The following is a 25,853-nucleotide window of genomic DNA, read 5'->3' as shown; positions in this document are numbered from 1 at the left end:
GTATCTAAATTTTGATGATGCAAAAATACGCTAATATGTTCAAACTACAAACAAAAGATGCACTATGAAAGATGTTTTAATAGAATCAATTTTATTTATTGACAAAAGATTTATATTTTTACGGCTTGTAAGGATAATCATAGGCTACTTTTATAGTAAGATATATATTTCATTTATATAAACACACCAAAGCGAGTACATATATAGAACGGACAATTAAAGTTATGGGTAAAATTCATTCTTCCTGCACTGCATTTTTCTTAATTGTTATTTTTGCCTTTTCATCGTGCAATAATAAGACAACAGAAACCATTGTCCATTTCGATGGATTCGAGGATAAACCCCTCCCAACGCATTTCCAGAATTTATATCCCGGATTCGACAAACATCATTTAGATAGCCTTTTCAGAGCACATATTCAGTCTGATTCCACGTTGTTTCCTTTCTATGCGCAGGATTCCTGCAGATTAGTCTGGTTCGACGAAGCGTTGAAAGCTAATAAACTAAACCGCATATTAGGTTTGATAGAACATGTCGACCGTCATGGCTTAACGCCCGAATACTTCGATATAGACGATATTGTAGAGCTTTCGACAGCTATCGATTCGGGGAGAATACACGAAGACAGCATCTATGTCAATCTGATCCGTTTCGATTGCCTGATGAGTAAATTGCTGATAACCTATATCACGGGCATGAACTATGGATTTTTGAGGCCTGACAGTCTATTTGCTGCTGACGATTATTCAATCGAAATATATAGTCCCGATTCCCTTTTCAAGGCAAAAATGTATAAGGATATCAAAGCGGATGCCGTAGGAGCTATGTATAATGCGTTGCCGACGGACAGCGTGTATCTGGCTATGCAGGACGCTTATACTTTCTGGAAAGAAAAGCGGGGTGATAAACTGAAGGAGATAAAGCCTAAAGGACCGAAATTGGCTTATGCTTTGAATGAAAAAAGCCCTGAAATAGAAAAGGTTGCCGAGCGCCTGATGTGGACAGGTGATTATACACCAAACCGCGAACTGGAACCTGATACATTGAACCGGACTTTCACCAAGCAGATGCTGGCGGCATTGAATAAATTCAGATATACCAATTCCTATCCCGACGATAAAAAGGATATAGATCCTATAACAATCAATGCTTTGAACAGGGATGCCGATTATTATCTCCGCAAGATAGCTGCCAATATGGAGCGCTACCGATGGAAACGGGGAGGAGTAAGGTATGGCAAACATATCGAAGTGAATATTGCCGCATTCAAGCTATATGCTACGCAACCCAATGAAGATCCGTTGATAATGAAGGTTTGCGTAGGGAAAACAAAGCATAAAACACCAACTCTCCTGAGTGCGTTGGCATACCTGAACCTGAATCCGGTGTGGAATGTACCGAAGAGTATTGCCAAGAATGAAGTCTTTCCTTTGCAAAGACGCGATACAAGCTACCTGCGCAAGCATAATATGCGCCTGTATAAAGGTGGTGAAGAAGTAGACTATACAACAATCGACTGGAAAAATGAGCGTATCTCCGAACGGGTATATTATGTCCGTCAGGATCCCGGCCCAAGCAATTCGCTCGGACGCATCAAGTTCATGTTTGCCAACTCGTTTTCGGTCTATTTGCACGATACTCCGGCTCAACGTGCGTTTACTTATTTCGATCGTGCCGTAAGTCATGGCTGTGTCAGGGTGCAGCAACCTGTGGATCTGGCATTTTTCTGTCTGTCGCCTGAGGATGATATGTACAAAGACCGCTTGCTGTACAGTATAGACAAAACTCCTAAAACAAAAGAGGCTAAGCTACTGGCCGAGAACGAGGAACTCGAAAAGTTAGAGGATATTATCCGTCTGCACAGGAAGCCTAAAATATCACTTGCTATCGATTATTATACTATATACATGCACCCGAATAGCAATAAACTCTTTTATGCAGACGATGTGTATGGATATGACGACATTATTTTATCGGCGCTTGCCGGTTCCAAACCTAATATAGAAAAGAGCCAGAACAAAGATGAATTATATTGAAGTAACTTTTACCTGTGAGCCTAATAACGAGATTATTAGCAGTATCCTATCAGCATCGTTAGCCGATATAGGCTTCGAGAGCTTTGTTGAAACGGATAACGGACTTACCGCATATATTCAGGAAACGCAATTTGATGAGAGTAATATCAATCAGGTTATCAGCGATTTCCCGATGGAAGCGGCTATAACGTTCGAATATACGACCATCGAATCGAAAGATTGGAACGAAGAATGGGAAAAGAATTACTTTCAACCGCTGATAATTGACAATACGTGTTCGGTACAAAGTACCTTTCACGATTTCGAATCAGACTGCCAATACAAGATAGTAGTAGATCCCAAAATGGCTTTCGGAACAGGGCATCACCAGACAACAGAGTTGATGATACGCCAGATATTGCAAACCGGTTGCGAGGGCAAGGCAGTATTGGATATGGGTTGCGGAACGGCGATTCTTGCTATCTTGGCATCGATGAAAGGGGCGAATCCTATTACGGCAATCGATATCGACCAATGGGCATACGATAATGCAATCGAAAATCTAAACCTGAATCATATAACCAATATCGGTGTACAGATAGGCGGAGCCGAATTGCTCGGGAAAGAGAGATACGATATCATTTTGGCCAACATCAACCGCAATATATTACTGAATGACATACATGCATACGTATCCGTTTTGAACGATGGAGGCTTGCTGTTTATGAGCGGTTTCTACACCGAAGACATTCCTGCTATTCAGGCGGAATGCGAAAAGTATAACCTTCACTACGAAGGGAATATATCGAAAGATAACTGGGCTTCGGTCAAGTTCAGTAAGTAGATTGGATTCATATACTTATTTTTCGAAATAGGTATATCCGATATCACTTACAGCTTTTTCTATTTCGGGCTTATCAGCTATCTTATGTATGATGATAACATATTCAGCTCCCTGTGTCCGGATAAATCCTCCTTGTAATCCATGCATATTGAGTGCATTGTTGTGCTCCTTATATATCTTAAATTCTTTGTCAAAAGCAGCAAGCTTTTTATCATACTCAGGGAAGTCTATATCTATATCGTAAATAACTTTGATTGAGTTCCTCAACTCCCATTCCAATGTATCGACATCGACTTTATAGTCGAAAGCAATGATAAAGGCGATATCTTCTTCGTCTATATACTCCAACACATAGTTTAGTGTGGTCAGATATTCTTTCTTGTCAGAAGAGAAGTCTTTCAGTGTACTTAGGAAATTTAATAGCTTTCCTCTGTTTTCCTTATTGACACACAGTTTAGCTAATTGCATATATCCATTTCTCTCTTTCTCGTTTACGAGTGGCAGGGATGCTATATACGTTTGACGATGTTTTTCGTATGTCTCATTTACTATCTTCTCATCTATCGTTTTTGGCTTGAACCATTTTTGCCCGGTGAATGTGTCTTTGCACCAGATATACCAAACAATAACGCCGGCAGCCGATATCCTGTATATACCTAAGCTTTTCCCTTCAAAACCAATGAAGTAATCAATGATGAATGCAGTAATAATAAGGAGTAGCAGGATGATGAAGTATAACTTGTTTTTCATTGTGTGTTTGTTTTGTATTCTTTAGTTATAATGGATAAGTCTCATTTTGCTAATGATGCGGTATGAGACATATCTCTGATGATAACACCCCCATCGAATACTTCATATGCGAAGACCCAATCTTTCTCGAAGACAGCGCATCTATAACCCATTTTTCGCCATTCTTTAAAACGGCAAAGTGGATAATCTACCGCGTTGCCAAACGTACGTACATACTCTCTCATTCGCTTACTTCGGCGTAAAGCAGCTTCTTCCGATAGTTTCAATTCGTCAATCAGATACGATTCCAATTCAGCTATTTTACCCCTAACCAAGCCGGATATTTGTACCTCACGCATGCTTGAAACGCTTTTTTATTCTATCATCCAATTCATCAAAGAGTGTATCTACCGATACAGCATCGCACTCTTTAGCTGCCTCGTGAAAGCCCTTCTTTTCTTTCCCGTCATCAACGACCGTAACATAAGGTAATGTCTTGATGTACTCAAGGAGTTTCTTGGCTTGCGGACTGTTTTCCTCTATAATAATTGTTGTCATATCGTGTTCATATTATCATTACGAAGATAGCGAAATATATTCACTAAATTGTCTGTTTAGAACAAATTAACCAATCAATCTTGCTATCTTTGCCATAGATATGATGCTGCAAAAAGTCAGGAAATATATTGAGCAACATGCGTTAATAGCTCCCCGGGCAAAGGTTGTAATTGGTCTTAGCGGGGGAGCCGATTCCATCGCTATGCTCGATATATTGATGCGATTGGACTATGACTGTATCGCAGCGCATTGCAATTTCCATCTGCGGGGAGACGAATCCGACAGAGATGCCCTCTTTGTGAAGGGGATATGCGAGGCAAACAATATCCCTTTGCATATGGTAGATTTTGAGACGGAGCAATATGCTGCCGGGAAATCTATCTCTATCGAAATGGCTGCCCGCGAACTGCGTTATCAGTGGTTCGAGAAACTACGAAACGAAGTGAAAGCCGATTATATAGCCGTAGCCCACCATCGCGATGATTCCATCGAAACCGTTTTGCTGAACCTTATACGGGGTACAGGTATTCGGGGATTGACGGGAATACCCGTCCGCAATGGGGCGATTATCCGCCCGTTGCTTTGCCTTTCGCGAGAGGAGATACTCGCTTATATTGCTGAGCGCTCCTTATCCTATGTAGATGACCATACGAACAGCGAAGATATTTATACCCGCAACCGCATTCGCCTGAAGGTGTTACCCCTATTGGAGACTATCAATCCTTCTGTCCGTGATTCTATTGCCCAGACAGCCCAATATCTTTCGCAAGCCGAGCATATCTACACCGATTATGTGGAGTCGGCCAAACAGGCTGTATTCGATGGCGGAAAGATAGATATTGCCTTACTGCAACAGCAATCCGAGCCGGAAGCTGTCTTGTTCGAAATCCTTTACGATTACGGCTTCCACAGCGATGTGACGCGACAGGTTTATTTTTCTCTGGATAGCCTGTCGGGTAAGGTCTTTTTGTCCGATACCCATAAATTAGTCAAAGACCGGGACTTCTTGTTATTATCAGCCTTGAATAAGGAATCCGAACAGGCTGTTTATGAGGTGTCAGCTACCGGTATTGATGCTCCTGTCCGTTTGATTATGGCTAAACATCCGACATCGGGCGTACAGATAGAAAAGCATCCGAATATCTTATACCTCGACTATAACAAACTCCAATTCCCGCTGAAACTGCGGCGATGGGAGAGGGGAGATTGGTTTATCCCTTTTGGTATGACGGGCAAGAAGAAAGTCAGCGACTACTTCTCCGACAATAAATTCAGCCTGATAGACAAGGAAAACACTTGGCTGTTATGCAATGGCGAGGATATCATCTGGGTTGTTGGTCACCGCTCGGATAATCGGTACCGTATAGGGGCCGACACCAAAACCGTGCTGCAAATATCCCTCGAAGGATAGCCTTTATTAGTTACAATTGGCTTCGGTAGGGCATATTTCCCGCCCTTCCATCTGGATGGTAACATGTTGTAATCCAAACTCTTTCAATATCAATACTTTTGCTTCTTCAAGTATTTTGTCCCTGTCGGTTTGAGGATCGACCTGAAGGTGAACCGTCATCGAAGTAAAGTCGGGAGTTATCATCCATATATGCAAATCGTGAACATCTTTCACACCCTTTACGGATTTAAGCACTTCTATTACTTGCTCACTGTCTATCTCACTCGGTTTGCTTTCCATCAGTATGTTCACCGATTCTTTCAATACATTCCAACCACTATATAAGACTAATAACGAGACCAATATACTCGCAATGGGGTCGGCAATATACCACCCGAAACACATGATAAGCACAGCAGCGATGATAGCCCCTACCGAGCCGAGCAAATCGCCTATCACATGCAGAAAAGCACTCCGCACATTCAGGTTTTCCTTTGCCGAAGCCTGCGAATGTAATATCCACGCCACGATAATATTGATAATCAACCCGATTGTTGAGATAATCATCATCCCCTTGCCCATTACCTGCGGAGGCGTCGAGATACGCTCGATAGCTTCTATACAGATAAACACGGATAAGGCTATCAGTATAAGCCCGTTAAGCAATGCTGCAAGTATCTCCATCCGCTTGAACCCGTAGCTTCTGGAAGGTGTTGCAGCCTTCGCACCGAATATCAAAGCGCTGAGGCTAAGCCCTAAAGCAACGGCATCGCTGAGCATATGCCCGGCATCCGATATCAGTGCCAGACTGTTTGTCAGAAACCCTCCGACAAATTCGATAAACATAAAACTGGCAATAAGAATGAAGCTTACTAATAAAGCCTTCTTATTGGCCTGATAATGATGACCATGGCCGTGTCCACCATGCGAATGGTTATGATTGTGGCCTTTGTGATGGTCTCTTTTTTCTGTGTCCATATTCAGAGTCATTTATACCACATAAAAGTAAAGAATTTAAGCGATAGATGAAACGTTTATTCCGATATTTTGATGCTACTCCCCGAAAATACACAAGGGTGTTACCTTTTTGTCACCTTACTGTTACTTTTGTACCGTTCGTTAGTTTCTTATAATAAGTTAATTAAGCGAAAAAGGTATACAAAAAGTATACTTCTTTTGAGCATTTTTTGCTGTGGTTACTTTTTATTTTTCACCCCCTCCAACCTCCCCCGTGGGGGAGGCTTATATAAATACAGATAAAAATACGCTGATATCTTTACTGGTAATTAAAAAAAAAGTCCCTCTCCGTTGGGAGAGGGATATAGGGTGAGGTGGGCTATTCGTTTTTTTTGCAACGGACGGAGTACAGGTAGTTGCGATAGGAAAACATCCGGAATACTAGCGAATTGTTGTGAGAGACATACCGACTCATCATGCGGGTGTTGGTGAAGCTACTAGCCGACAAAAAGTAACCATTGTCGCCGTAGTCGTGCATCAAACCATCGCTGGCGTAGCCCGTAAGCAGGGCGTCAAAGCCACCCTGTTCCGCTGGTAAGCTCTTTCCAGAGGGATTACTTTGGCCAGGTAGGCCACACCCCGATTTCATGGCTATGCCGTGACCTTCTGGACTGGAGCCGCGATTGCCACCTGTTGTTTCCCAGCTGCTACTCCATGCGCCACCAGACCAGCCAGATAAGTAACCGGGTGCGTATTGGCTGTATTTATCGGCATGTTCGTAGATCTCTTTCTCTAACTCGTTCCATTCCCGGTCGCTCGGTAGATGCCAACCGGAAGGGCAAATACCCTGTAAATATTTGTGTGGGGCTGCGCCTGAAGGCCCACTATTTTCTACCTCATCTGTGCCGGGTACGCTACCGGATATCTGACTCTGGTTTACAATTACCGCATCTTGTTCTCCCAATGTTGCGGCAGCATAGGTGTAAAGAAGGCCCTGAGTTTTTTTCCAAGTTATTGGTGCTGTGCTTGGTGTACCTGGGTTGCCGTTAGGGTAAATATAAAATCTGTCTGTACTACTGTTATTACCTGCCCCCGGATTTATTGAAGCATCTTTGTACCGCATGCTTTCCAGCATCCAATCGCCAGCAGCATCGAAGCTGCGAGCCAGGTATGTTTCGTTGTCGCGTGCATCGATTACAACGTAAATGCCGGTAGCTGTTCCTCTTTGTCCCAGATATTGCCACTCTGTACCATCGAATACATATAAGCCTTCATAGATAGGGTCGACGGCACAATAGTCAGCTTTAGTGTTGTACACAGCAAGTGCCGTGTGGTCGGTCAATGTCCAATTTCCGCTTCCACCGATAGATGCCGATAGTTCCGTTCCATTGGCGGGTTTCAGCTTGGTTAACGCCACCCGTGGCATACTCAATCCGCGGGTAGTGGTTGCCCCTTCGGTCAGGTCGAGTAGCACGCCGGTGCGGGGAGGTGTACTACTGCCGATAGTTACCTGCGCCTGCAAGCCGATTGTTGTAAATAAGGCTATTATGATGATAGCCTGTGTCAAAGTTTTTCTCATAAAAATATCAATTTGAAGATTAGTAAATTAGCATATTTGGAAATTTTGTAACACTGAGATACACAAAGGAAACACTGAGACACACTGAGCTTATTCTCAGTGAAACTCAGCGCAGTCTCAGTGGTTCTCTGTGTAATTATATTGTTTTTGGTTTTTGGTTGCAAAATGGGGTATCGACGGCTATCACAGCCCGGGACACCCCTGACATTAACACAAGCAAATATCTTAGTGGACGAGTTACAAGTTACGAGTAACGAGTGGAGGCAAAGCCATATAACAATTTGCAAGTTATTCCTTGTAACTCGTAACTGTGCGAAGCACGCAGTAACTGCCCGAAGGGCGAAGTAACTTTTTTCTATAAAAATTTGGATTAAACCGAAATATTTATTATATTTCGTGTGTGTGTGTGTGTGTGTGTGTGAATTTTATATCGACTAAAATGTTGATACAAAAATCTATAGGTGAAAATATTTTCTTGTTTTGATACATTGTTTGACCGTTTATATTAAGTCTGTTACCCCACAAAGATAAAGGAAATATTCGGATATAATTATCTTTTCCTGAATTTTAACATAGAAAAAGATTTCTTCCCCATAAACTTGCAAACTTGTACACTTATTTCCTTTGCGAAGCTAAGAGAACGGATTTATTATATTACTTTTGTGCTTAAAACAATGGCTATGGCGGGAAACGGTATGAAAGGTTTGGCAAAAGATACTGCAATCTATGGGATAAGCAGTATTCTTGCGCGTTCGCTCAATTGGTGTCTCTGGCCTTTTTATATGTATGTCTTTTCCGATCCTGCCGATATGGGTAAGGTCAGCTTTTTGTATGGGTACGTAGCCCTTTTCCTTATATTGCTCACTTATGGCATGGAGACGGGATTCTTCCGCTTTATGGGTAAGGAAGAAGAAAATCCGAATAAAGTATATGCTACTTCCCTTATTTCGTTGGCAACAACCTCTATTCTTTTCGTCGTGCTGTGCTTCCTGTTTATCGACCCTATAGCATCGGCATTGAAGTACGAAAACCACAACGACCATATCCTGATGATGGCCGTCTTTGTCGCGATAGATGCCTTTATGACGATACCATATGCCTATCTGCGCTATCAGAAGCGCCCGGTGCGTTTTATGACGATAAGGGTAGCTTTTATAGTGGCTAATATCCTGTTCAACCTGTTTTTCTATTTGGCTTGTCCGTGGATATATAAAAATATGCCCGAGCTGATAGAATGGTTCTATAATCCTGATTATGGCATCGGCTATATCTTTGTGGCGAATCTGCTGTCGACAGCTATTGTGTTGATTATCTTATTGCTTAATACGCTGAAAGGAGTGCGCTTCTCGTTCGATAGCCCGCTGTTGAAAAGGATGCTGAAATACTCCTTCCCGCTGCTTATACTGGGAGTTGCCGGAGTTGTCAGCCAGGTGGTCGCTCAATTGACCTATCCTTATATCTTCGACGATTTGAATGAGGCGCACCGCCAGTTGGGTATCTACCAGTCCTGTCTCAAATTTGCCATGATTATTACCATGTTTATTCAGGCATTCCGCTACGCTTACGAACCCTTTGTTTTCGGGCGGAACAAGGGCAAAGATAACCGCCAATCCTACGCCGATGCGATGAAATACTTTGTGATATTCGCTTTGCTGCTGTTTGTCGGCATCATGTACTATATCGATATTATCCAGCAATTTATCCTGTGGATTGGGGCGAAAAACTATGTTGTAGGGTTAAATATCCTTCCTCCGGCTATGCTGGGCGAAGTCTGCTTCGGTATCTATTTCAACCTCTCCATCTGGTACAAACTGACCGACAATACCCGCTTCGGTGCATGGTTTTCTATCATCGGTTGCGTGTTGCAGGTAGTGATGAATATATTCCTTGTTCCAATGTTCGGATACATTGCCAGTGCTTGGGCTACATTGGCTGCTAACGCGCTGATAATGACAATCTCCTATATCTTCGGGCAGAAATATTATCCGATAAAATATGATGTCAAAACGATTCTTTTCTACTTCGTCATTGCTATTGTCTTCTATGTTGCCGGCATGTATGTTCCGATTGAGAATGAGGTGTTAAGGCTATCATTCCGGACTGTATTGTTGATTATCTTTATGCTTATTATTATCAAAAAAGATTTACCTTTAAAGGAAATTCCGATAATAAACAAATTCTTGAAGAAGAAATAATTTATTCTATATAACCATTTTAAAAACGAGAGATGAAAAAGTTATTACTGTCATTAGCTATCTTGTTGGTTGCATGCAACATGCAGGCCGACGAGGGGATGTGGCTGCTGAAAGAACTGAACCGCCAAAGTGTGGCTAAGATGAAGCAGCTTGGATTCAAATTCCCGGAGAATAAAGTTTATAGTGAAGAAAACCCATCGTTGAAAGATGCAGTTGTTATCTTCGGCCGGGGATGTACAGGTGTAGCCGTATCTGACCAAGGGTTGATTTTCACGAATCACCACTGTGGTTTCGATGCTATACAAAAACTGAGTTCGGTAGAACACGATTACCTGAAAGACGGATTTGCCAGCCAGAGCTTCGGAGAAGAACTTCCGGCGGAAGGGCTTACTATCCAATTCCTTCAGAAAAGCGAAGACCTTACCGATTATGTTTTGGCCGATGTTACCGACGAAGACGATGAGCAAACACGCGGGCAGAAAGTCAACGCAAAAATCAAAGAATACCTGAAACAATACGAAGGCAACGAGTTTATCTCAGCCCGTATCGTTCCTTTCTATACACAGAACAAATACTATCTGGTTGTATACGAAACATTCAAGGATATCCGCCTCGTTTGTACGCCTCCGCAATCAATCGGTAAATACGGTGATGAGACCGACAACTGGATGTGGCCGCGCCACACAGGCGACTTCTCTATCTTCCGTGTATATGCCAACAAGGACAACAAGGCTGCAAACTACGATGTTGCCAATGTCCCTTACAAGCCTAAATACTCGGTTCCTGTATCGTTGAACGGTTACAAAGAGAACGACTATGCCATGACTATCGGTTATCCGGGAAGTACAGAGCGTTATATGTCTTCGTGGGGAATCAAGCAAATGGTAGAGTCGGAGCACAAACCGCGTATCGCTGTTCGTGGAGCAAAACAGGAAATCTGGCGCGAAGCGATGAACGCCGACGATGCTGTCCGTATCAAATATGCGGCTAAATATGCGCAAAGCTCTAACTATTGGAAGAATGCCATCGGTATGAACGAAGCGATTGCTAAATTGGGTATCATCCCGCAAAAAGAGCAAATTGAATCTCGTTTCAATTCATGGGTGAACGATAAGCCTGCTAATCAGGCGAAGTATGGCGAAGTCCTTTCTTTACTGAAAGACGGTTATACCAATACAATGGATATTGCGGCTGTACAAACCTATTTCTACGAAACATTCTTCGGAGGTATCGAAATCCTTCGTTTCGCTTCTACATACGACTATCTGGCTAAACAGGAAGGTATGGATGTGAAAGACGAGCTTAGTCAACGCCTTACTCCTGCATTCAAAGATTATGAGCCGGGATTGGACCGCAATGTGATGCCTGTTTTGATGAAATTGTATGCCGAAAGCGTTCCTGCTGAATATCTGCCGGCTATCTACGATACTATACAAACCCGCTTCGGTGGCGATTATGACAAATATGCGGCATGGTTGTACGACAATACGGCATTCACTTCGCTCGATGCTATCAATGCTTATTACGACAACGCTTCTGCTGGCGATGCGAAAATTGATCCGGCTATCGAATTTTCTTCGTCGCTGAACGAATGTATTATGAAAATATATGGTACACTCCGTCAGTATAACCCGATGATAAGCAAAGGCAGCCGCCTGTTTATGGCAGGATTGATGGAAATGGAACCGAACAAAGCGTTCTATCCGGATGCTAACTTTACGCAACGTTTGAGCTATGGTTCGGTAGGTGGCTATAAACCTTCGGATGCGGTAGATTATAACTATTTCACTACACCGAAAGGTATCTTTGAGAAATACGTTCCGAACGATCCTGAGTTCCATGTACAAGAATACATTCTCGACGCGCTGACTAAAGCCGATTGGGGACGTTATGCCGACAAAGATGGCTCTATGCATGTGAACTTCCTGTCGAACAACGATATTACGGGAGGAAACTCGGGTAGCCCTGTCTTCGACAAAAATGCGAACCTGATAGGTTTGGCGTTCGATGGCAACTGGGAATCGCTAAGTGGTGACATTACGTTCAACCCGGAATTGCAACGCTGTATCAACGTAGATATACGCTATGTGCTGTATGTGGTAGACAAGGTAATGAATTGCCCGCGCATTGTGAATGAACTGAAAATAGCCAAGTAAATAGGGCTGAGCATATAAAAGAAATACGGGATATCGATTCGATATCCCGTATTTTATTTTTGATAAGTACGAAAATCTTATTTAAGAAGAACTTCGCCTTTAACGGTCAGGTAATAAACTTCGTTAGGAACGTTGGTGAATACAGTTAGTTTTTTGTCAAAAGCACCGTTATATCCGGCAGGATTGAACGTAACTGTTATCGAACCTTCTTTACCCGGCAGGATTGGTTCTTTTGTGTAATCAGATGCTGTACATCCGCACGAAGGCTGTACACGTTGAACGATCAACGGAGCGTCTCCTGTATTTTTGAATTTGAATACATATTTTACTATTCCTGCACTCTCATTTATCTTACCGAAATCGTGTGTTCCGGCAACAAATTCTGCTTTAGGGGCTTTCTTCTTATCTTGCGCTGCAAGAAAACTTGTCGAAAGGATTAAGGCAAGTAATAAAAATCCTATTTTTTTCATTTTGGTCTCGGTTTATATTAATTATAATATCTTTTTTTAAACAATAAATAGTATGTTTAAGTTCATAACACAGGACAAAGATAATGATTATAGTTAAAAAAGAACGTAATATAAAGATAAAATATCTTTACGGTTATTAATAGTACGACCAGATAAGCATCTTTATGTCGCTCATCTTCATTAAATTATCTAACCTGTAGAGCATATAATCCGACACAATAAAACATCCCTGACTATAGCCCAGCGGGATATGTTCGGGGTAAATCTCCTTATCGGGAACGGCACTATAGGAATGCAGCGTCACAAAGCGGCTGAAGGCATTGTCGTTTGTCTTATCCAGTCCGTGAATGCGGTATTGGAAAAGGGTTCCATAGTTACATTTGTCGCGATAGGCCGTTTTGAACTTGCCCAGCGAGGAGCATAAACTACCCGGGACATTGCTGAATACAATCTTTTTGGCTGTGCTGCGGTTTTGTTGATTGCCATATCCGTGACAGCAGGGGTTGGCATCCACAATGGTGTCTTGTTCAAAATTCCAGACGAAAAGCCTGTTTTTGCCCGAATGAACTTTGAAATCGACCAAAATGCAGTAATCCGTTCTCAGGTTGTTCTTCTCACAAAACAGTTTGGCCGAGTCGGCTTTGGCTTTTGCCCTGTCGAATGTGATTTGCCATTCGCGGTCTTCCTTTTCTTTTATGGCTTCTTCTTCCAGCCTGATTTCTTCTGCCAACCGGGCCATCTTTTCATCGTTGATGTGCTGGATATAAAAAAATATACCCAGCAACGCAACGATTATACCTCCTCCTATCAGGATTATCTTTTTCATCTTATTTCACTGTCACGGTTATGCCCTTCGTATGCGATGTGAATTCAGGTGCATACAAGGATTGAATAGTGGTGATGCCGTTCGAGTAAGTTCCTGTGCGGTTGACATATACACTATATTCGAATACATACGTCCCTTTGCGCAGGCGGTCGAAGAATAAATTGGTCGAAGCATCGCGCGTCTCCTGATAATAGATTGTACCTTCATTCCATTTGCTGCTCGACACCGATTCTACCGGTTCGAAGCATGGCGCGCGCATATCTTTCAGGTGAACGAAATCTATATCATTATCAACACGCACAGTCAGGCGGATAGTTACTTTGTCGCCGACTTGCAACGGGTTGCTTTCGGTGATAGATACCAAGCCCGAGTTGGTTGCTTTATACAATTGCTTCTCTACATTCAGATTGGTTTTGTTAGCTTCTATTTTGTTCAGATCCTCGTAATATTGCCAGTACAAAGCACCATAGGCAGGCTGTTCGCCTTCTTTTGTCACCTTGACTGTAGCCATATCCGGCGAGATTTCAGCCTTATCCCAGCTTGTTTTGACGTAGCCCGTTCCCAAAGCTGAATTTTTGGTATCGATTACTTGCTTTCCTATCTGAATGGCAGAAGGTTTACTTTCACCATCCAGCCAATTGGTACCTGTGGCAAGTAAGGCATAGATAGCATTTATTGTTCCGTGGGTTGTGTTCCACACCTGCACTTGCTTTTGCTTCACGAGCCATTGTTTCATCAAATCCATTTCCTTGTCGGTAGCCCCCGTTTCGCGGAGTGCCTCCATATAGAATGTGTGATTGACTACGGCTATGCCCGAAGCAAACTGCTTATCTTTGTTATTCGGCCAGTACATGCCTTTGCTCTTGTCTGTTACAGCATATTCGCGGATAGATTTGGCTATCTGCTGTGCCAGTTTCTTGTCTCCGTTTTTGAGCAGGACAGGGACGAGGATAGAACGTTCGTACATATTCAGCTTCTTCCAGTTTTTCATGACCACCGAAGTATAGAAACGCTCGGCTTTGCGTGCCTCCTGTGTAATCGGTATATCGCGGTAATACGAACGGGCGTACAGGTATTCCAACTGATTGGTGGAAATAGTAGAAGTCTTTTCCCAATCCTTCGCCTTTGTCAACTTATCATAATCGTCTGTTATTTCCTTATCGAGGAAATTCAAGGCGCTGATTTGCATACGTTTAATGTCTTCGCCGTATTGCATCATGCCTACATGCTGCAAATGCGCATATCCTACGAGGATATACTGCGTAATGCTCCGGCTCGGGCGGAATCCTTTGTACCAGCTCCAACCGCCTGTGGCATCCTGCAAATCTTTTAGCTTGTAGGTTGCAGCGCTTGTTTTCTGCTTGGTCATGTTCAGGTCGAACAGCAACGAAAGGCGTTGCATCTGTTCTGTTTCGTCTTTTGCATCCAGTACCCAAGGTGTTTCGGCCAGAAGGATGTTTTTCACTTCTTCGTCCTGTTGCAACTTGGATATAAGCGTTTCTTTGCTTCCGCCTTGCTTTTGCCATGCCTGAATCATATTGGCTACACGCGGATATTGTTGCATCATACTTGCTCCCAACGAATTGACATAGTAGCTCGCAAACCACGAAATAGCATCGTCGTTGCTTGGGTTGCTCAATACCGGCAATGCCATTACGGCGTACCAAGCCGGATTGTCGGCATATTCGAGTGTGAGGCGGTAATTAGTCAACGTAGCCGATTGGTTATTTTTGAGTTTCTCGTATACGAAAGTGTTTTCGCCTGCTTCGGTAACGTCGAATGGCATGCTTTCGGTCACCATCATACGGTTCGACAATACAGGCAATACGTGCTGCTCGCCGTCGCTGAAAGTCTCGCTTGTCGCAATAATGCGGCAACCCAGAAGCTGAATATCTTTGGGTACATCAAATGTCCACGATGCGGACGAAGAGGCATCTTTTTCGAGCGTGAATGCCTGTTCGCGGTTAGCTGTCGCTAAATCGATTACTTTCTCGGTCACCGGATCGAAGAATTCGATATATACTTTCCCGTCGATAGCTTTGTCAGACAGGTTTGATATTTTGGTCGAAATGGATGTTTTATCCCCTTCGCGGACGAAGCGCGGCATATTCGGTGTAACCATTAATTCTTTTTGTGTTACGACATATTGCTCTGTCTGGGCAGATTTCATGTCCTTGTCGTATGCCAGTACGCGGAATTTCCAGCGGGTATTACTTTCGGGAGCGGTGAACGATACAAGTGTTTCGCCTTTCTCGTTGGTGCGCAGTTGCGGATAGAAGAATGCCGTTTCGTTGAAATTGCGGCGGATTTGCACTTCTTCTTTGGCTGCACTTCCTCCTGTAGCTGGATTTTCGTCCATAATAACTTTATGGTCTTTCAGTTCGGCAATGTCTACACCGAATCTATTGTCATCTCCTTTCACATCAGCCATACTTACTTGTACTAGTACTTCTTCCATTTCGCTTTTTAGTGACGGAGGTGGAGGCACATTTTTTTCCTTTGCCAATCCCCGTATCATAATGTGAGAGCTATTGTCGAACTGGAAACCGAATAACTCCAGCACATCGAAGTCAAAATATTTTCTTTCAATGTCGTATTCGGAGTAGTGGCTACGATAGCTTGAACCGTATTTATCTATGGCTGCGTAATATTGGTATGGGCTGAAATAGTTATTGATATATGGTTTATTAAGCACCCAACTGCGTATATATCGTGACCCTAATTTATCGAGCGAACTGTCGTACATCGAAGCCAATACTTCGGCTATACTTGGATTGCCTTGCTGGTCTTTCACGCTGATGGTCCATGTTTCTTCCTGTCCCGGGCGCAGGCGGTCGCGGAATACCTCGAGCTTGATAGCGAGTTTGTCGTCGCGTTTTTCCTGTACTTTTTTCAGCGATATATTTTTGTTATAGAATTTTTCGTTCTTGACGTAAGTGAGACTCAGATATACTTGTTCGCCATATTCCTCTTTGTATGGGATTTTGAACATGTGATTGCTGTTGCTCAAGGTAATCCGTTTTTCTTCGAACAGCTTTTCTTTGTCGTATATCTGATACAGGATGCTAACGTCCTTTTCAGTCAGTCCGAATAATATTTCGGCCGGTTGGCTTGCAGAGAACGTGCCGTTTTTCTTGACTAACCATTCACCTGTTTCGATAGGCGGGCGCTTGTCGTTGTAGGAGAAGATAAGGAAATCTTTCTTATCTTCCACTTCTTTTCCATTGCTGTCTTTAGCTGTTATCTGAATACGGTATTTACCCGAAACAAGTTTATTCAGTTGCGCACGTAATCCTTTTTGTACACCGGTTTTGAATGTTCCGTTGAGGACTTCGTTTTCTTGTGTACCATTATCTTTGAGCTTATAAATCTGATATTTGCCGGAAGTCTCTATCGGGACATTATTCAGGTTCATAGCCTCTATTTTCACAGCCACAGTATCGGATTTCTCCAATTGTAGCGGAATGTTGATATTGATAGCCATCGAAACATCCCCAACAAGTAATGAGAAGCTGCCGGATTGTGTTTCGTTATTCAAATCGGTCACTTTCGCATTTATGGTGTATTGTTGGATGCTGTTTGCATATCTGATGCTGGAGCTGTTTTCGCCGGCTTTCGGCACAAAGGTGATTTCGAACGAACCGTCGGCATTTGTTTTCACGTTTCCATTATCAAACGCCGAAGTGTTTCCGCCGTATCGCCAGAAGCTATATTGCTGCTTATTGATGGTATATTCTACGGTGGCATCTTGCAGGCTGATTCCCGAGAAGTTTTTGGCATACCCTTTCACCGTTACGGTTTCGCCGAAGGTGTAGGTCTTTTCTACTTTGTCGAATGTAATTTCGAAAGTCGGACGCTTATATTCCTCTACCTGAATACTGAAGGTTTCACTTTCGCGCTCGGTTCTAAGCTCGATATTGTAATAACCTAATAATCCTGATTGAGGAACCGTAAATTCTCCTGCTACCGAGCCGAATTCGTTTAACCTTAGTTCTTTTTCGCCTACAATCTCGTTATTATTGTTTTTCAGCTTAGCTGTTACTTTCTTGTTAGTTACAGGTTTTTCCAAACCATTCATTACAACGCCTTTGAAGTATACGGTTTGCCCCGGGCGATATATTCCTCTGTCGGTGAAGATGCTTATTATCTGGTCATCTGCGTCGGGTGTATTATCTTCGTAATAGGAAGAACGGAAGTAATAATTAGTATTAACCGATTGTGTAGGAAATATGTCCTCGCCGTACTGCACAATATAAGAACCATTGAAATAATCTTTTCCATTCAACTCTTTAATACCCTTGAATGAAGCCAAGCCTATAGCATTCGTTGTAGCCTGAGCCAGAGGTTTGTCCGATTCGGGTTTTATATCTTCATTCTTTTCGTTCCGTTTATATATCGATACTGTTGCACCCTCGATAGGTTTACCTGTGATGCGGTCGACTACATATACCTGATAGCAGTTAGGTGCATTGTTGCGGCTGAAAGCAGCCATGCGTGTAACTGAAAAATTGAATTCGATTAGCTCGTCCAGTTCAGATTGTTCGGTTATCTGATACTTGCCGGGAGCGAGTTTTCCCAAATTCAGTGTCGTATCTTTCAGTAAATAAGATTTCTCGCGCTTATAATTGGCCGGATATTCCTTGAGTGTTTTTCCGCCATTTTTGCTTAGCATTAGCTCCGGCACTTCATCCAGAGCTTGCAGGTTTCTGTAGCGTATGTCTACAACCACTTCATTCGTAGGGTAATAAATGTTGTTCCCTTTGATGTCGAGATATGGCTTTTCTAACGCTTTTATGATTTCTTTTATATTACTGATTAACGGATAATTCGGATAATTGGCAACTGCCTTTTGACACAGGTTATATGCTTCCTCTGTACTTGCCGGATTATACGAATCGTAGTCTACAGCATATTCGTATCCGTATTTGTATGAATAATTGGATGACGAAAGCAGTAACCGGGCAATATTTTCTACAACGGCTGCATTTGTTTCATTATCTTTATACTTCTCTGCCAATTGTTTATAGAAATCTAACAGGCTATTGTTACTGAAATCGTAAGACAGTTCCGAAAGATAATTCGCTTTGTTTATTTCGGTCAATATAACGGTCGAGGTCATTCCTCTTGCGAGCAAATCGTTGAAATACTGCTTATAATAATAGAGCGCCAGTGTATTAGGCTTCTCTTTGATGTCAATCAATATATATTCATCAGCCGGAACAGCTAATTGCGAAGACGAAAACCCGGTATGTTCTATACTTCTATAATAGTCTTCGGTAGGTGTTTTTTGTGCCTCTTCTATCGCACGCTTCATCAGGAAGTCGTACAGGGTAGGGTAGTATGCGGGCGAATTGTCGCCCAACACGATGATATTATCAAATTCTTTTGTCGTGTGTTTCTTTAAAACCTCACTGTTGGCTACCGACTGTTTCAGATGTTCGAGTACTTTATCCGAAAAGTTGCTTCCCGACCATTCTTTTATATCCTCGGGAACAACATCGGTCAAGGCTGTCCGGTTGTAGAAATTCCACCTGTTCCAATTGTAATAATCGTTATACAACTCGGCTAATAAGGAGTTGAGCAACGCCTTATATGCTTCGTCCTTTGTTTCAGCCAATAATTGATTCAAATCGGCGAAAATGGCTGTATTATTTTTTTTATCTATCTTGATTTTATAGATGTTTTTGACTAACAAGCTTTTTATGACCTGTTGCGTATTTTTTTCGGCGATAGCCTGTTTCAGGATATCCTCCACCTCTTTCGCTGCCGATTGAGGCAAATCGTCCTCGTCGTATTGAGAAACTTGCTGCCAGAGCTGCTCGTATTTTTCGGGATTGTTCTGTGCCACCATATTTGCGGTAAATGATAAGATGATACCTACAATGATTAATAACTGTCTCATGCGATAATAGTTTATAATATAACAATAATATGCTTTACAAAGTGAGCTGTTTTTGCTCCGAATCCATAAAAGTAAGGATAAAATTAAGGATAATTCACTTTTTAATAAACGAAAATGCGATAGCTTATGTTCGGCATGTCCGTCAAAAGTTGTGCAATATCAGCAATAATCTATTTAGAAAAGAGTTATATTTGTGTGCAGTTAAGAAAAAGGTCTGTCGATTTGAAAAAATACAACTACATATTATTAGTTCTACTGTTGGTTATTGGCGGTTCGTGCCGCAATGCCCAATTGAAAAAGGCGGATGAAAAGTTTGCCAAAGGAGAATATTACGATGCTGCCGAACTATATCGGAAGGTGTATCGTAAGATTCCGCCTAAAGAGCGTGATTTGCGTGGCGAAGTGGCTTTTAAAACGGCCGAGAGTTTCCGCTTAATCAATATGCCTATACAAGCCAATTCGGCTTATGCCAATGCTGTACGCTACAAAGCTGATGACAATACGTTGCCTCTGCAATATGCGCGCACGTTGCACAAAACGGGCAACTATAAAAAAGCTGCCGAGATGTACGAACTGTTCCTCGAAACCTCGCCGGATAACCGCTTTGCGAGGAGCGGTCTGCACGGAACAGAACTGGCACAGCAATGGAAAGCCGCTCCTACGGCTTATACTATAAAGAAAATGAACCTTTTCATGTCTACCCGTGGCGGGGAATTTGCACCGATGTTATTGCCGCCCGATTACGACCAAGTGTTCTTTTCTTCGAGCCGTAAGGAATCGAAAGGAGATAACCCGAGCGAGATAACAGGCGTCAAGAATAACGATATATACTTTTCGCGCAAAGACGATAACGGCGAATGGATGGCTCCCGAGCATTTGGAATCACCCGTCAATACCGACTTTGACGAGGGCGTAACTTCTTTCAATGCCGGAGGAACGACGATGTATTATACTTATAGTCCGCAGGATTCGGTCAATTCGTCTTATAGCTCTATCTATATCTCGCAACGTGCGGGAGGCTCGTGGGGTGCTCCCAAACAGCTGAAATTGAGCCGCGATACGATGGCGGTATATGCCCATCCGTCGCTGACACCGTCGGGGGAGTTTCTCTATTTTGTTTCCGACCTGCCGAAAGGATATGGCGGAAAAGACATCTGGCGTGCTAATATGGTAGGCGATGAGATAAACTACATCGAGAACCTTGGCCCGGAAATCAATACGGCAGGCGATGAAATGTTCCCTTATATGCGCGACGATACCACTCTTTATTTCTCATCCGACGGACATCCGGGGATGGGAGGGTTGGATATTTTCAAGGCTGTATATAATCAGCATTCGGGCAGATGGGAAATCGGGAACATGAAATATCCGATAAACTCGGAAGGCGATGATTTCGGTATCACATTCGAAGGGGAGCGCGAACGGGGCTTCTTTAGCTCCAACCGGGGCGAAGGTCGCGGATGGGACAGGATTTACCGGTTCGAATATCCCGAGGAGAATATCCGTATCGAAGGATATATCGTAGACCCTGACGATGAATTTGTTACGAATGCCACTATCCGTATGGTGGGTAATAACGGCACGAATAAGAAAATCGACGGGCGGCAGAATGGTACTTACAATTCGTCGGGAGATATTGGCGTGAATTATGTCTTTCTGGCAAGTGCGCAAGGTTACCTGAATGCCCGTATGGCATTGAATACCTTGCCGAATGTGGCGGATTCCACCTATTTTGTTGATTTCGTAATGACGCCTATCAATAAGCCTGTGGTGCTGGAAAATATATTCTTCGATTTCGACAGAGCCACTTTACGCCCCGAATCGAAAGACGGTTTGAATGAATTGATAGAGCTTTTGAAGCTGAATCCGAATGTAACAATCGAGTTATCAGCCCATACCGACCGGCACGGTTCGGACGAATACAACGATAACCTTTCGCAGCGGCGTGCCGAATCCGTTGTCGATTACCTTATCGAAGGCGGCATAGCGAAAGACCGTCTGGTAGCGAAAGGATATGGTAAACGCGAGCCTAAGAAGGTAACGAAGGCTGTGATTAAGAAGTATAAACTATTTAACGAAGGGGATGTGCTGACAGACGCTTACATCGAGCAATTACCTCCTGAGGAACAGGAGATTGCCGACGAGATAAACCGTCGTACACAGTTCCGGGTATTGAGTATAACTTATAATATGGAATGATGCGCATAGTTGCTCTTATTATATCGCTATTATTGGCTTTCGGTGCGGTGCAGGCACAGGAACTGGTTGCCAAGGTTACGCTGAATACGCAGAAAGTCCAACTCTCCAATCAGGATATAGCCAAATCGCTGGAGGAAGGAATCAATCATATACTGAACGATACCAAGTGGACAAATACTACGTTCAACAAGAGTGAGCGCATCGATTGCTCGGTTGCCATCTCGCTGAATGAGGTGACTTCGAGCAATACTTTCTCGGCCGAAATCGTAATCACATCGCGTCGCCCCGTATATAATTCGGGTTACCTGACAACATTGCTCAATTTCAGGGATACACAGTTTAAATTCGATTACACCTACGGGCAGTCGTTGGACTACAACACGATGAGCGTAGACAACAATCTGGTTGCGGTGATTGCTTATTATGCCAACCTCGTTATCGGCTTAGACTTCGATTCTTTCCAGCTGAACGGCGGAAAACCTTATTTCGCCAAAGCGTTGGAGATAGCCAATACAGCTCAGGGCTTCGGGACAGTAGGGTGGGAGCCTTTCTCGAACAAGAATAACCGCTACGATGTAGCCAATGCCTTGACCGATGACGCTATGGCTGAATTTCATGCTATCTGGTACAAATATCACCGTCAGGGTTTGGACGAAATGGCTGCCAATCCCACACGCGGAAGGATAACCATTATCGAGACATTGAATACCCTGAAAGAACTGCATACCAAACGCCCTTCGTCGCCTATCTTTTCGCTCTTTGCAGAAGCCAAGGTGGCAGAGATAATACGGGTCTGTTCGGCCTGCACACCCGATGAGAAGAAGGAGATAAAAAAGCTGCTTATCAGCATGTTCCCGACAAAAAGCCGGGAAATAAACGAACTTAACTGAAAATGAGTACTAAAAAGAAGATTATCAACGACCCCGTATTCGGGTTTATCAACATACCTAACGATTACGTTTACAACATCATCAAGCATCCTTTTCTCCAGCGCCTCAACAGGATAAGGCAGCTCGGGCTGGCATCGTTCGTCTATCCCGGTGCGCAACATACGCGCCTGCACCATTCCATTGGAGCGATGTATCTGATGGGCGAAGCCATCAACAGCCTGCGCTCGAAAGGGCATGAAATAACCCACGAAGAGGCGAACGCGGCACTTGCAGCCATTTTGTTGCACGATGTAGGGCATGGCCCTTTTTCGCATGTGTTGGAATATACGCTAACGAACGGTATTCATCACGAAGAGTTTTCATTGGCGCTGATGGAGCAACTGAATACGGAGATGAACGGGCAATTGGATAGGTGTGTCGAAATCTTTACCGACCGTTATTGCAAGCGCTTCCTGCATCAGTTAGTCAGTGGGCAGTTGGATGTTGACAGGCTCGACTACCTGCGTCGCGATAGCTTCTTTACAGGGGTGACGGAAGGCAATATCGGCTCGGCACGTATTATCAAGATGCTCGATTTGCGTGATGATAAATTGGTTGTCGAAGCGAAAGGTATCTATTCTATCGAAAACTTCCTGATGGCACGCCGGTTGATGTATTGGCAGGTTTATCTGCACAAAACGGCTGTGGCAGCCGAAAAGATGTTGATTAAGACATTGAAAAGGGCAAAGGAACTGACAAAGAACGGCGTACAACTGTTTGCTTCACCGGCATTGCGCTATTTTCTGGAGAATGAGGTCAACAAAAGCCATTTCGAAAAGAATAAGGAGGAAGTCCTTTACTATTTCTCCCGCTTAGATGATAATGATATCTGGTGCGCCCTGAAAGTATGGGCGGAGCACGAAGACAGGATACTCTCCCTGTTGAGTTCGGGGCTGATTACCCGGGAGCTTTTCAAGATAAAGATTTCGGCAGAGCCTTATACCGAAGCATTTATACAAGCATGCGAAGATGACTATATCACCCGATTGGGCGTGAGCCGCGAAGAGGCATCCTATTTTTTCTCGGTGGATACGATTACGACCAACATGTATAGCGAGGCCGACGATAGTATCGACATCCTCTACAACGACGGGACAATAAAAAACATATCAGAGGCTTCTGATATGCTTAATATTCAATTACTTTCCAAGAAAGTGGAGAAGTATTATCTTTCTTATCTCAAATTAGCGTAATTCTTCGAGTTTCTCGAGGGTAAACCCTTCGAAGTTGGGGATAACAGCTTGGCATTTGCTTTCGAGCGATTCTTTGCTGTTGGTGGTTGCCAGACCGATAACTGTCATTCCTGCTGCTGTTCCGGCTTCGATACCTGCAAAAGAATCTTCGAATACAATACAGTCCTGCGGGTTGATATTCAGCTTTTTCGCAGCTAACAAAAAGCAGTCAGGAGCAGGCTTTCCATGCTCTATGTCGGCCGCTGTAATGACTATATCGAACAACTCGTCGAAATGCAGGGTGTTGTTTACAGCGTTCATCTTCGTTATACTCGAACTGGTAACTAAACCTACTGTCACGCCTTTGCTTTTTAGCTCTTTCACGAAGTTTACCGAACCGGCTATTTCATCAAAAGACATTTGTGCTTCGAATTTATCAAGATCAGCAGATATGTTGCGGATGTCTTTTTCGTCGTATTCCGAGAAGAAGCGTTTGAAGATACCGGGCAGGGTAGCGCCTTTTATCTTTTTTTCGAAATCCTGTATGCCGAGGCCGAATCGTTCGCCTGTATGCTTCCAGAATTTATCGTACTGCGATTCAGTATCAATCATTACACCGTCCATATCGAACAGCGCACAAATAACCTTTTTCATATTTTACCGGGTGTATAGTGGTTTTCTTTTAAGCATCCTGCAATGCTAAGTAATTGTAATCGCTGACTATTTTTCGGAGAAACACATAATCAGGTTCACTACTCTGATAGCCTGTAATCTCTTTGATCCGTTGGGAAAGCTTAGATGTGAAATAATCATTTCCGGCCATTTTAGAGTCGTTCATAATAGAACGTATTGTTTGTAAATCCCTGTCGGATAAGCGATCTAATACATCTATGTATGTTACTTTATAATCTTCGCGGAAATCGAGACTTGGTATCTGGAGCTGGCTTTTCGCATCCAGTTTCAGGCTGATGACGGTTGTTCCGGCTAATAAGTCGCCTAAGCGTTGCGAGTTCTTGGTAGCAGCAATCGATACGATGGCGACAATGCCATTGAATAATGAAAAATCCACCAAACGGAATAGCCAGCGAAGCATATAGCTGCCGAATGAAGGAGTAGTCCCGTCAGTATTGATAACCCGTATCTTCAATACCATCTTACCCGGGCTCTGGCCACGATTCCAAGCCTCAAATATCAGGTCGTAGAAAAGAATAGGGAATATCATAAGGCTCGAGAAGAATATGGTGGGCCAGTTGTATTCAAATATAGTTACTCCACCCATCAGCGCGAATATATACATCAGGCCGACGCATCCGATTACCCACAGTATCATAACAAGGTAATCGATAATATAAGCAAGAACACGATGTCCGATGCTTGCCGGTTCGTAGTCTATGGTTACGTTTTGAGTGGTTTGTACTTCTATCGACATAGTTTAATTCGCTATACGAGAAAACAAAATTACAAAAAATAGTGTGTATATTGCAATATCATCTAATCAATATTTTATGGAAAAGCAACTATTATTACGTAATCCTGATTTATATCCCGATGAAAAGGTCTTAGGCGACGTTTTGGGGGATGTCTATCCTGTGCTGTTTAAGTTGACGGAAATGATGGAAAGCCCTGATTATGGATTGACCATTAACTGGAATTTTTATAAGGATGGGAAGGCATGGTTGGGGAAAGTTGCCGGCAAAAAGAAGACAGTATTCTGGTTATCTATTTGGGAAGGGCATTTTAAACTGAGTTTTTATTTTACCCCGAAAAATTGGATGGGGGTTATGGATCTGGATATTGATCCGGCGATAAAGGAAGATTTTGAAAGAATCGATAAAACGACTCGCCTGATAGCCCTTATTATAGCTGTCGATAGCAGGGAACAGTTGAATGATATATTGCAGGTTATTAAGTATAAGCTCTCTTTGAAGTAAT

At 43.1% G+C, this 25,853-nt stretch carries 19 protein-coding genes; 9 read left to right on the top strand and 10 right to left on the bottom strand.

Annotated elements, in window-relative coordinates; all coding sequences use genetic code 11:
* Positions 1-224: 224 nt before the first annotated feature.
* Together D0T66_RS01800 and prmA are read left to right on the top strand one after the other, a co-directional pair.
* A complete protein-coding gene (locus tag D0T66_RS01800) occupies positions 225-2,036 on the top strand; it encodes a L,D-transpeptidase family protein (protein ID WP_163355292.1) in 1,812 nt (603 codons plus the stop codon).
* Positions 2,023-2,859 carry a 50S ribosomal protein L11 methyltransferase gene (prmA, locus tag D0T66_RS01795; protein ID WP_163355291.1) on the top strand — a complete coding sequence of 279 codons (837 nt, stop codon included), beginning with the start codon at positions 2,023-2,025 and terminating at the stop codon, positions 2,857-2,859. Before D0T66_RS01800 ends, prmA begins: the two co-directional genes overlap by 14 nt.
* A gap of 15 nt (positions 2,860-2,874) precedes the next feature.
* Here prmA and D0T66_RS01790 read toward each other — a convergent pair whose 3' ends face one another.
* From D0T66_RS01790 to D0T66_RS01780, 3 genes are read right to left on the bottom strand one after another with little or no spacing between them, the layout of a single operon-like run.
* Positions 2,875-3,609 (bottom strand): hypothetical protein, encoded by a 735-nt coding sequence (locus D0T66_RS01790; protein ID WP_163355290.1) that lies wholly within the window; start codon positions 3,607-3,609, stop codon positions 2,875-2,877.
* Between the two features lie 41 nt (positions 3,610-3,650).
* Entirely contained in the window at positions 3,651-3,947 is a 297-nt protein-coding gene (locus D0T66_RS01785; protein ID WP_163355289.1) for a hypothetical protein, read from the bottom strand.
* The gene (locus tag D0T66_RS01780; protein WP_163355288.1) at positions 3,940-4,146 is read right to left on the bottom strand and encodes a hypothetical protein; all 207 of its coding nucleotides are present in this window, start codon (positions 4,144-4,146) and stop codon (positions 3,940-3,942) included. Before D0T66_RS01780 ends, D0T66_RS01785 begins: the two co-directional genes overlap by 8 nt.
* 103 nt (positions 4,147-4,249) lie before the next feature.
* Here D0T66_RS01780 and tilS point away from each other — a divergent pair, with 103 nt between their 5' ends.
* Complete coding sequence (gene tilS, locus D0T66_RS01775) at positions 4,250-5,557, top strand: tRNA lysidine(34) synthetase TilS (protein WP_163355524.1); 1,308 nt, start codon at positions 4,250-4,252, stop codon at positions 5,555-5,557.
* Between the two features lie 6 nt (positions 5,558-5,563).
* Here the strand turns inward: tilS and D0T66_RS01770 are convergent, their stop codons facing one another.
* Positions 5,564-6,514 carry a cation diffusion facilitator family transporter gene (locus D0T66_RS01770; RefSeq protein ID WP_163355287.1) on the bottom strand — a complete coding sequence of 317 codons (951 nt, stop codon included), beginning with the start codon at positions 6,512-6,514 and terminating at the stop codon, positions 5,564-5,566.
* 358 nt (positions 6,515-6,872) lie between these two features.
* Positions 6,873-8,072 carry an FISUMP domain-containing protein gene (locus D0T66_RS01765; protein ID WP_163355286.1) on the bottom strand — a complete coding sequence of 400 codons (1,200 nt, stop codon included), beginning with the start codon at positions 8,070-8,072 and terminating at the stop codon, positions 6,873-6,875.
* 680 nt (positions 8,073-8,752) lie between these two features.
* On the opposite strand from D0T66_RS01765, the gene D0T66_RS01760 reads away from it, so the two are divergent.
* On the top strand, positions 8,753-10,267 hold the full coding sequence (locus D0T66_RS01760; protein ID WP_163355285.1) for a lipopolysaccharide biosynthesis protein: 1,515 nt from the start codon (positions 8,753-8,755) through the stop codon (positions 10,265-10,267).
* A 32-nt stretch (positions 10,268-10,299) separates the two neighbouring features.
* Positions 10,300-12,423: a S46 family peptidase gene (locus D0T66_RS01755; protein ID WP_163355284.1), complete on the top strand. Its 2,124-nt coding sequence runs from the start codon at positions 10,300-10,302 to the stop codon at positions 12,421-12,423.
* Between the two features lie 77 nt (positions 12,424-12,500).
* Here the strand turns inward: D0T66_RS01755 and D0T66_RS01750 are convergent, their stop codons facing one another.
* The 3 genes from D0T66_RS01750 to D0T66_RS01740 all read right to left on the bottom strand — a co-directional run bounded on the left by D0T66_RS01750 (position 12,501) and on the right by D0T66_RS01740 (position 19,621).
* Positions 12,501-12,893: a DUF1573 domain-containing protein gene (locus D0T66_RS01750; RefSeq protein ID WP_163355283.1), complete on the bottom strand. Its 393-nt coding sequence runs from the start codon at positions 12,891-12,893 to the stop codon at positions 12,501-12,503.
* A gap of 136 nt (positions 12,894-13,029) precedes the next feature.
* Positions 13,030-13,719, bottom strand: coding sequence for a murein L,D-transpeptidase catalytic domain-containing protein (locus tag D0T66_RS01745; protein WP_163355282.1), 690 nt, complete (start codon positions 13,717-13,719; stop codon positions 13,030-13,032).
* A gap of 1 nt (position 13,720) precedes the next feature.
* On the bottom strand, positions 13,721-19,621 hold the full coding sequence (locus tag D0T66_RS01740) for an alpha-2-macroglobulin (protein WP_255489677.1): 5,901 nt from the start codon (positions 19,619-19,621) through the stop codon (positions 13,721-13,723).
* Between the two features lie 222 nt (positions 19,622-19,843).
* On the opposite strand from D0T66_RS01740, the gene D0T66_RS01735 reads away from it, so the two are divergent.
* From D0T66_RS01735 to D0T66_RS01725, 3 genes are read left to right on the top strand one after another with little or no spacing between them, the layout of a single operon-like run.
* Positions 19,844-21,820, top strand: a complete 1,977-nt coding sequence (locus D0T66_RS01735) for an OmpA family protein (protein WP_185154802.1) — start codon at positions 19,844-19,846, stop codon at positions 21,818-21,820.
* Entirely contained in the window at positions 21,817-22,710 is an 894-nt protein-coding gene (locus tag D0T66_RS01730; RefSeq protein ID WP_163355280.1) for a DUF4835 family protein, read from the top strand. The genes D0T66_RS01735 and D0T66_RS01730 overlap by 4 nt, the downstream gene beginning before the upstream one ends.
* Positions 22,711-22,712: 2 nt before the next feature.
* Entirely contained in the window at positions 22,713-23,942 is a 1,230-nt protein-coding gene (locus D0T66_RS01725) for an HD domain-containing protein (RefSeq protein WP_163355279.1), read from the top strand.
* On the opposite strand, the gene D0T66_RS01720 is transcribed toward D0T66_RS01725, so the two are convergent.
* The gene (locus tag D0T66_RS01720; protein ID WP_163355278.1) at positions 23,934-24,575 is read right to left on the bottom strand and encodes an HAD family phosphatase; all 642 of its coding nucleotides are present in this window, start codon (positions 24,573-24,575) and stop codon (positions 23,934-23,936) included. The genes D0T66_RS01725 and D0T66_RS01720 overlap by 9 nt on opposite strands.
* A 28-nt stretch (positions 24,576-24,603) precedes the next feature.
* The gene (locus D0T66_RS01715) at positions 24,604-25,350 is read right to left on the bottom strand and encodes an RDD family protein (protein WP_163355277.1); all 747 of its coding nucleotides are present in this window, start codon (positions 25,348-25,350) and stop codon (positions 24,604-24,606) included.
* 76 nt (positions 25,351-25,426) lie between these two features.
* Here D0T66_RS01715 and D0T66_RS01710 point away from each other — a divergent pair, with 76 nt between their 5' ends.
* Entirely contained in the window at positions 25,427-25,852 is a 426-nt protein-coding gene (locus D0T66_RS01710) for a DUF3788 family protein (RefSeq protein ID WP_163355276.1), read from the top strand.
* Position 25,853 lies beyond the last annotated feature (1 nt).

This window comes from Dysgonomonas sp. 25 (assembly GCF_010501075.1).
In the GTDB taxonomy this organism is placed as follows: Bacteria; Bacteroidota; Bacteroidia; order Bacteroidales; family Dysgonomonadaceae; genus Dysgonomonas.
Note: the sequence above shows the minus strand (reverse complement) of the source record. Positions and strands in the feature narration are given on the sequence as shown.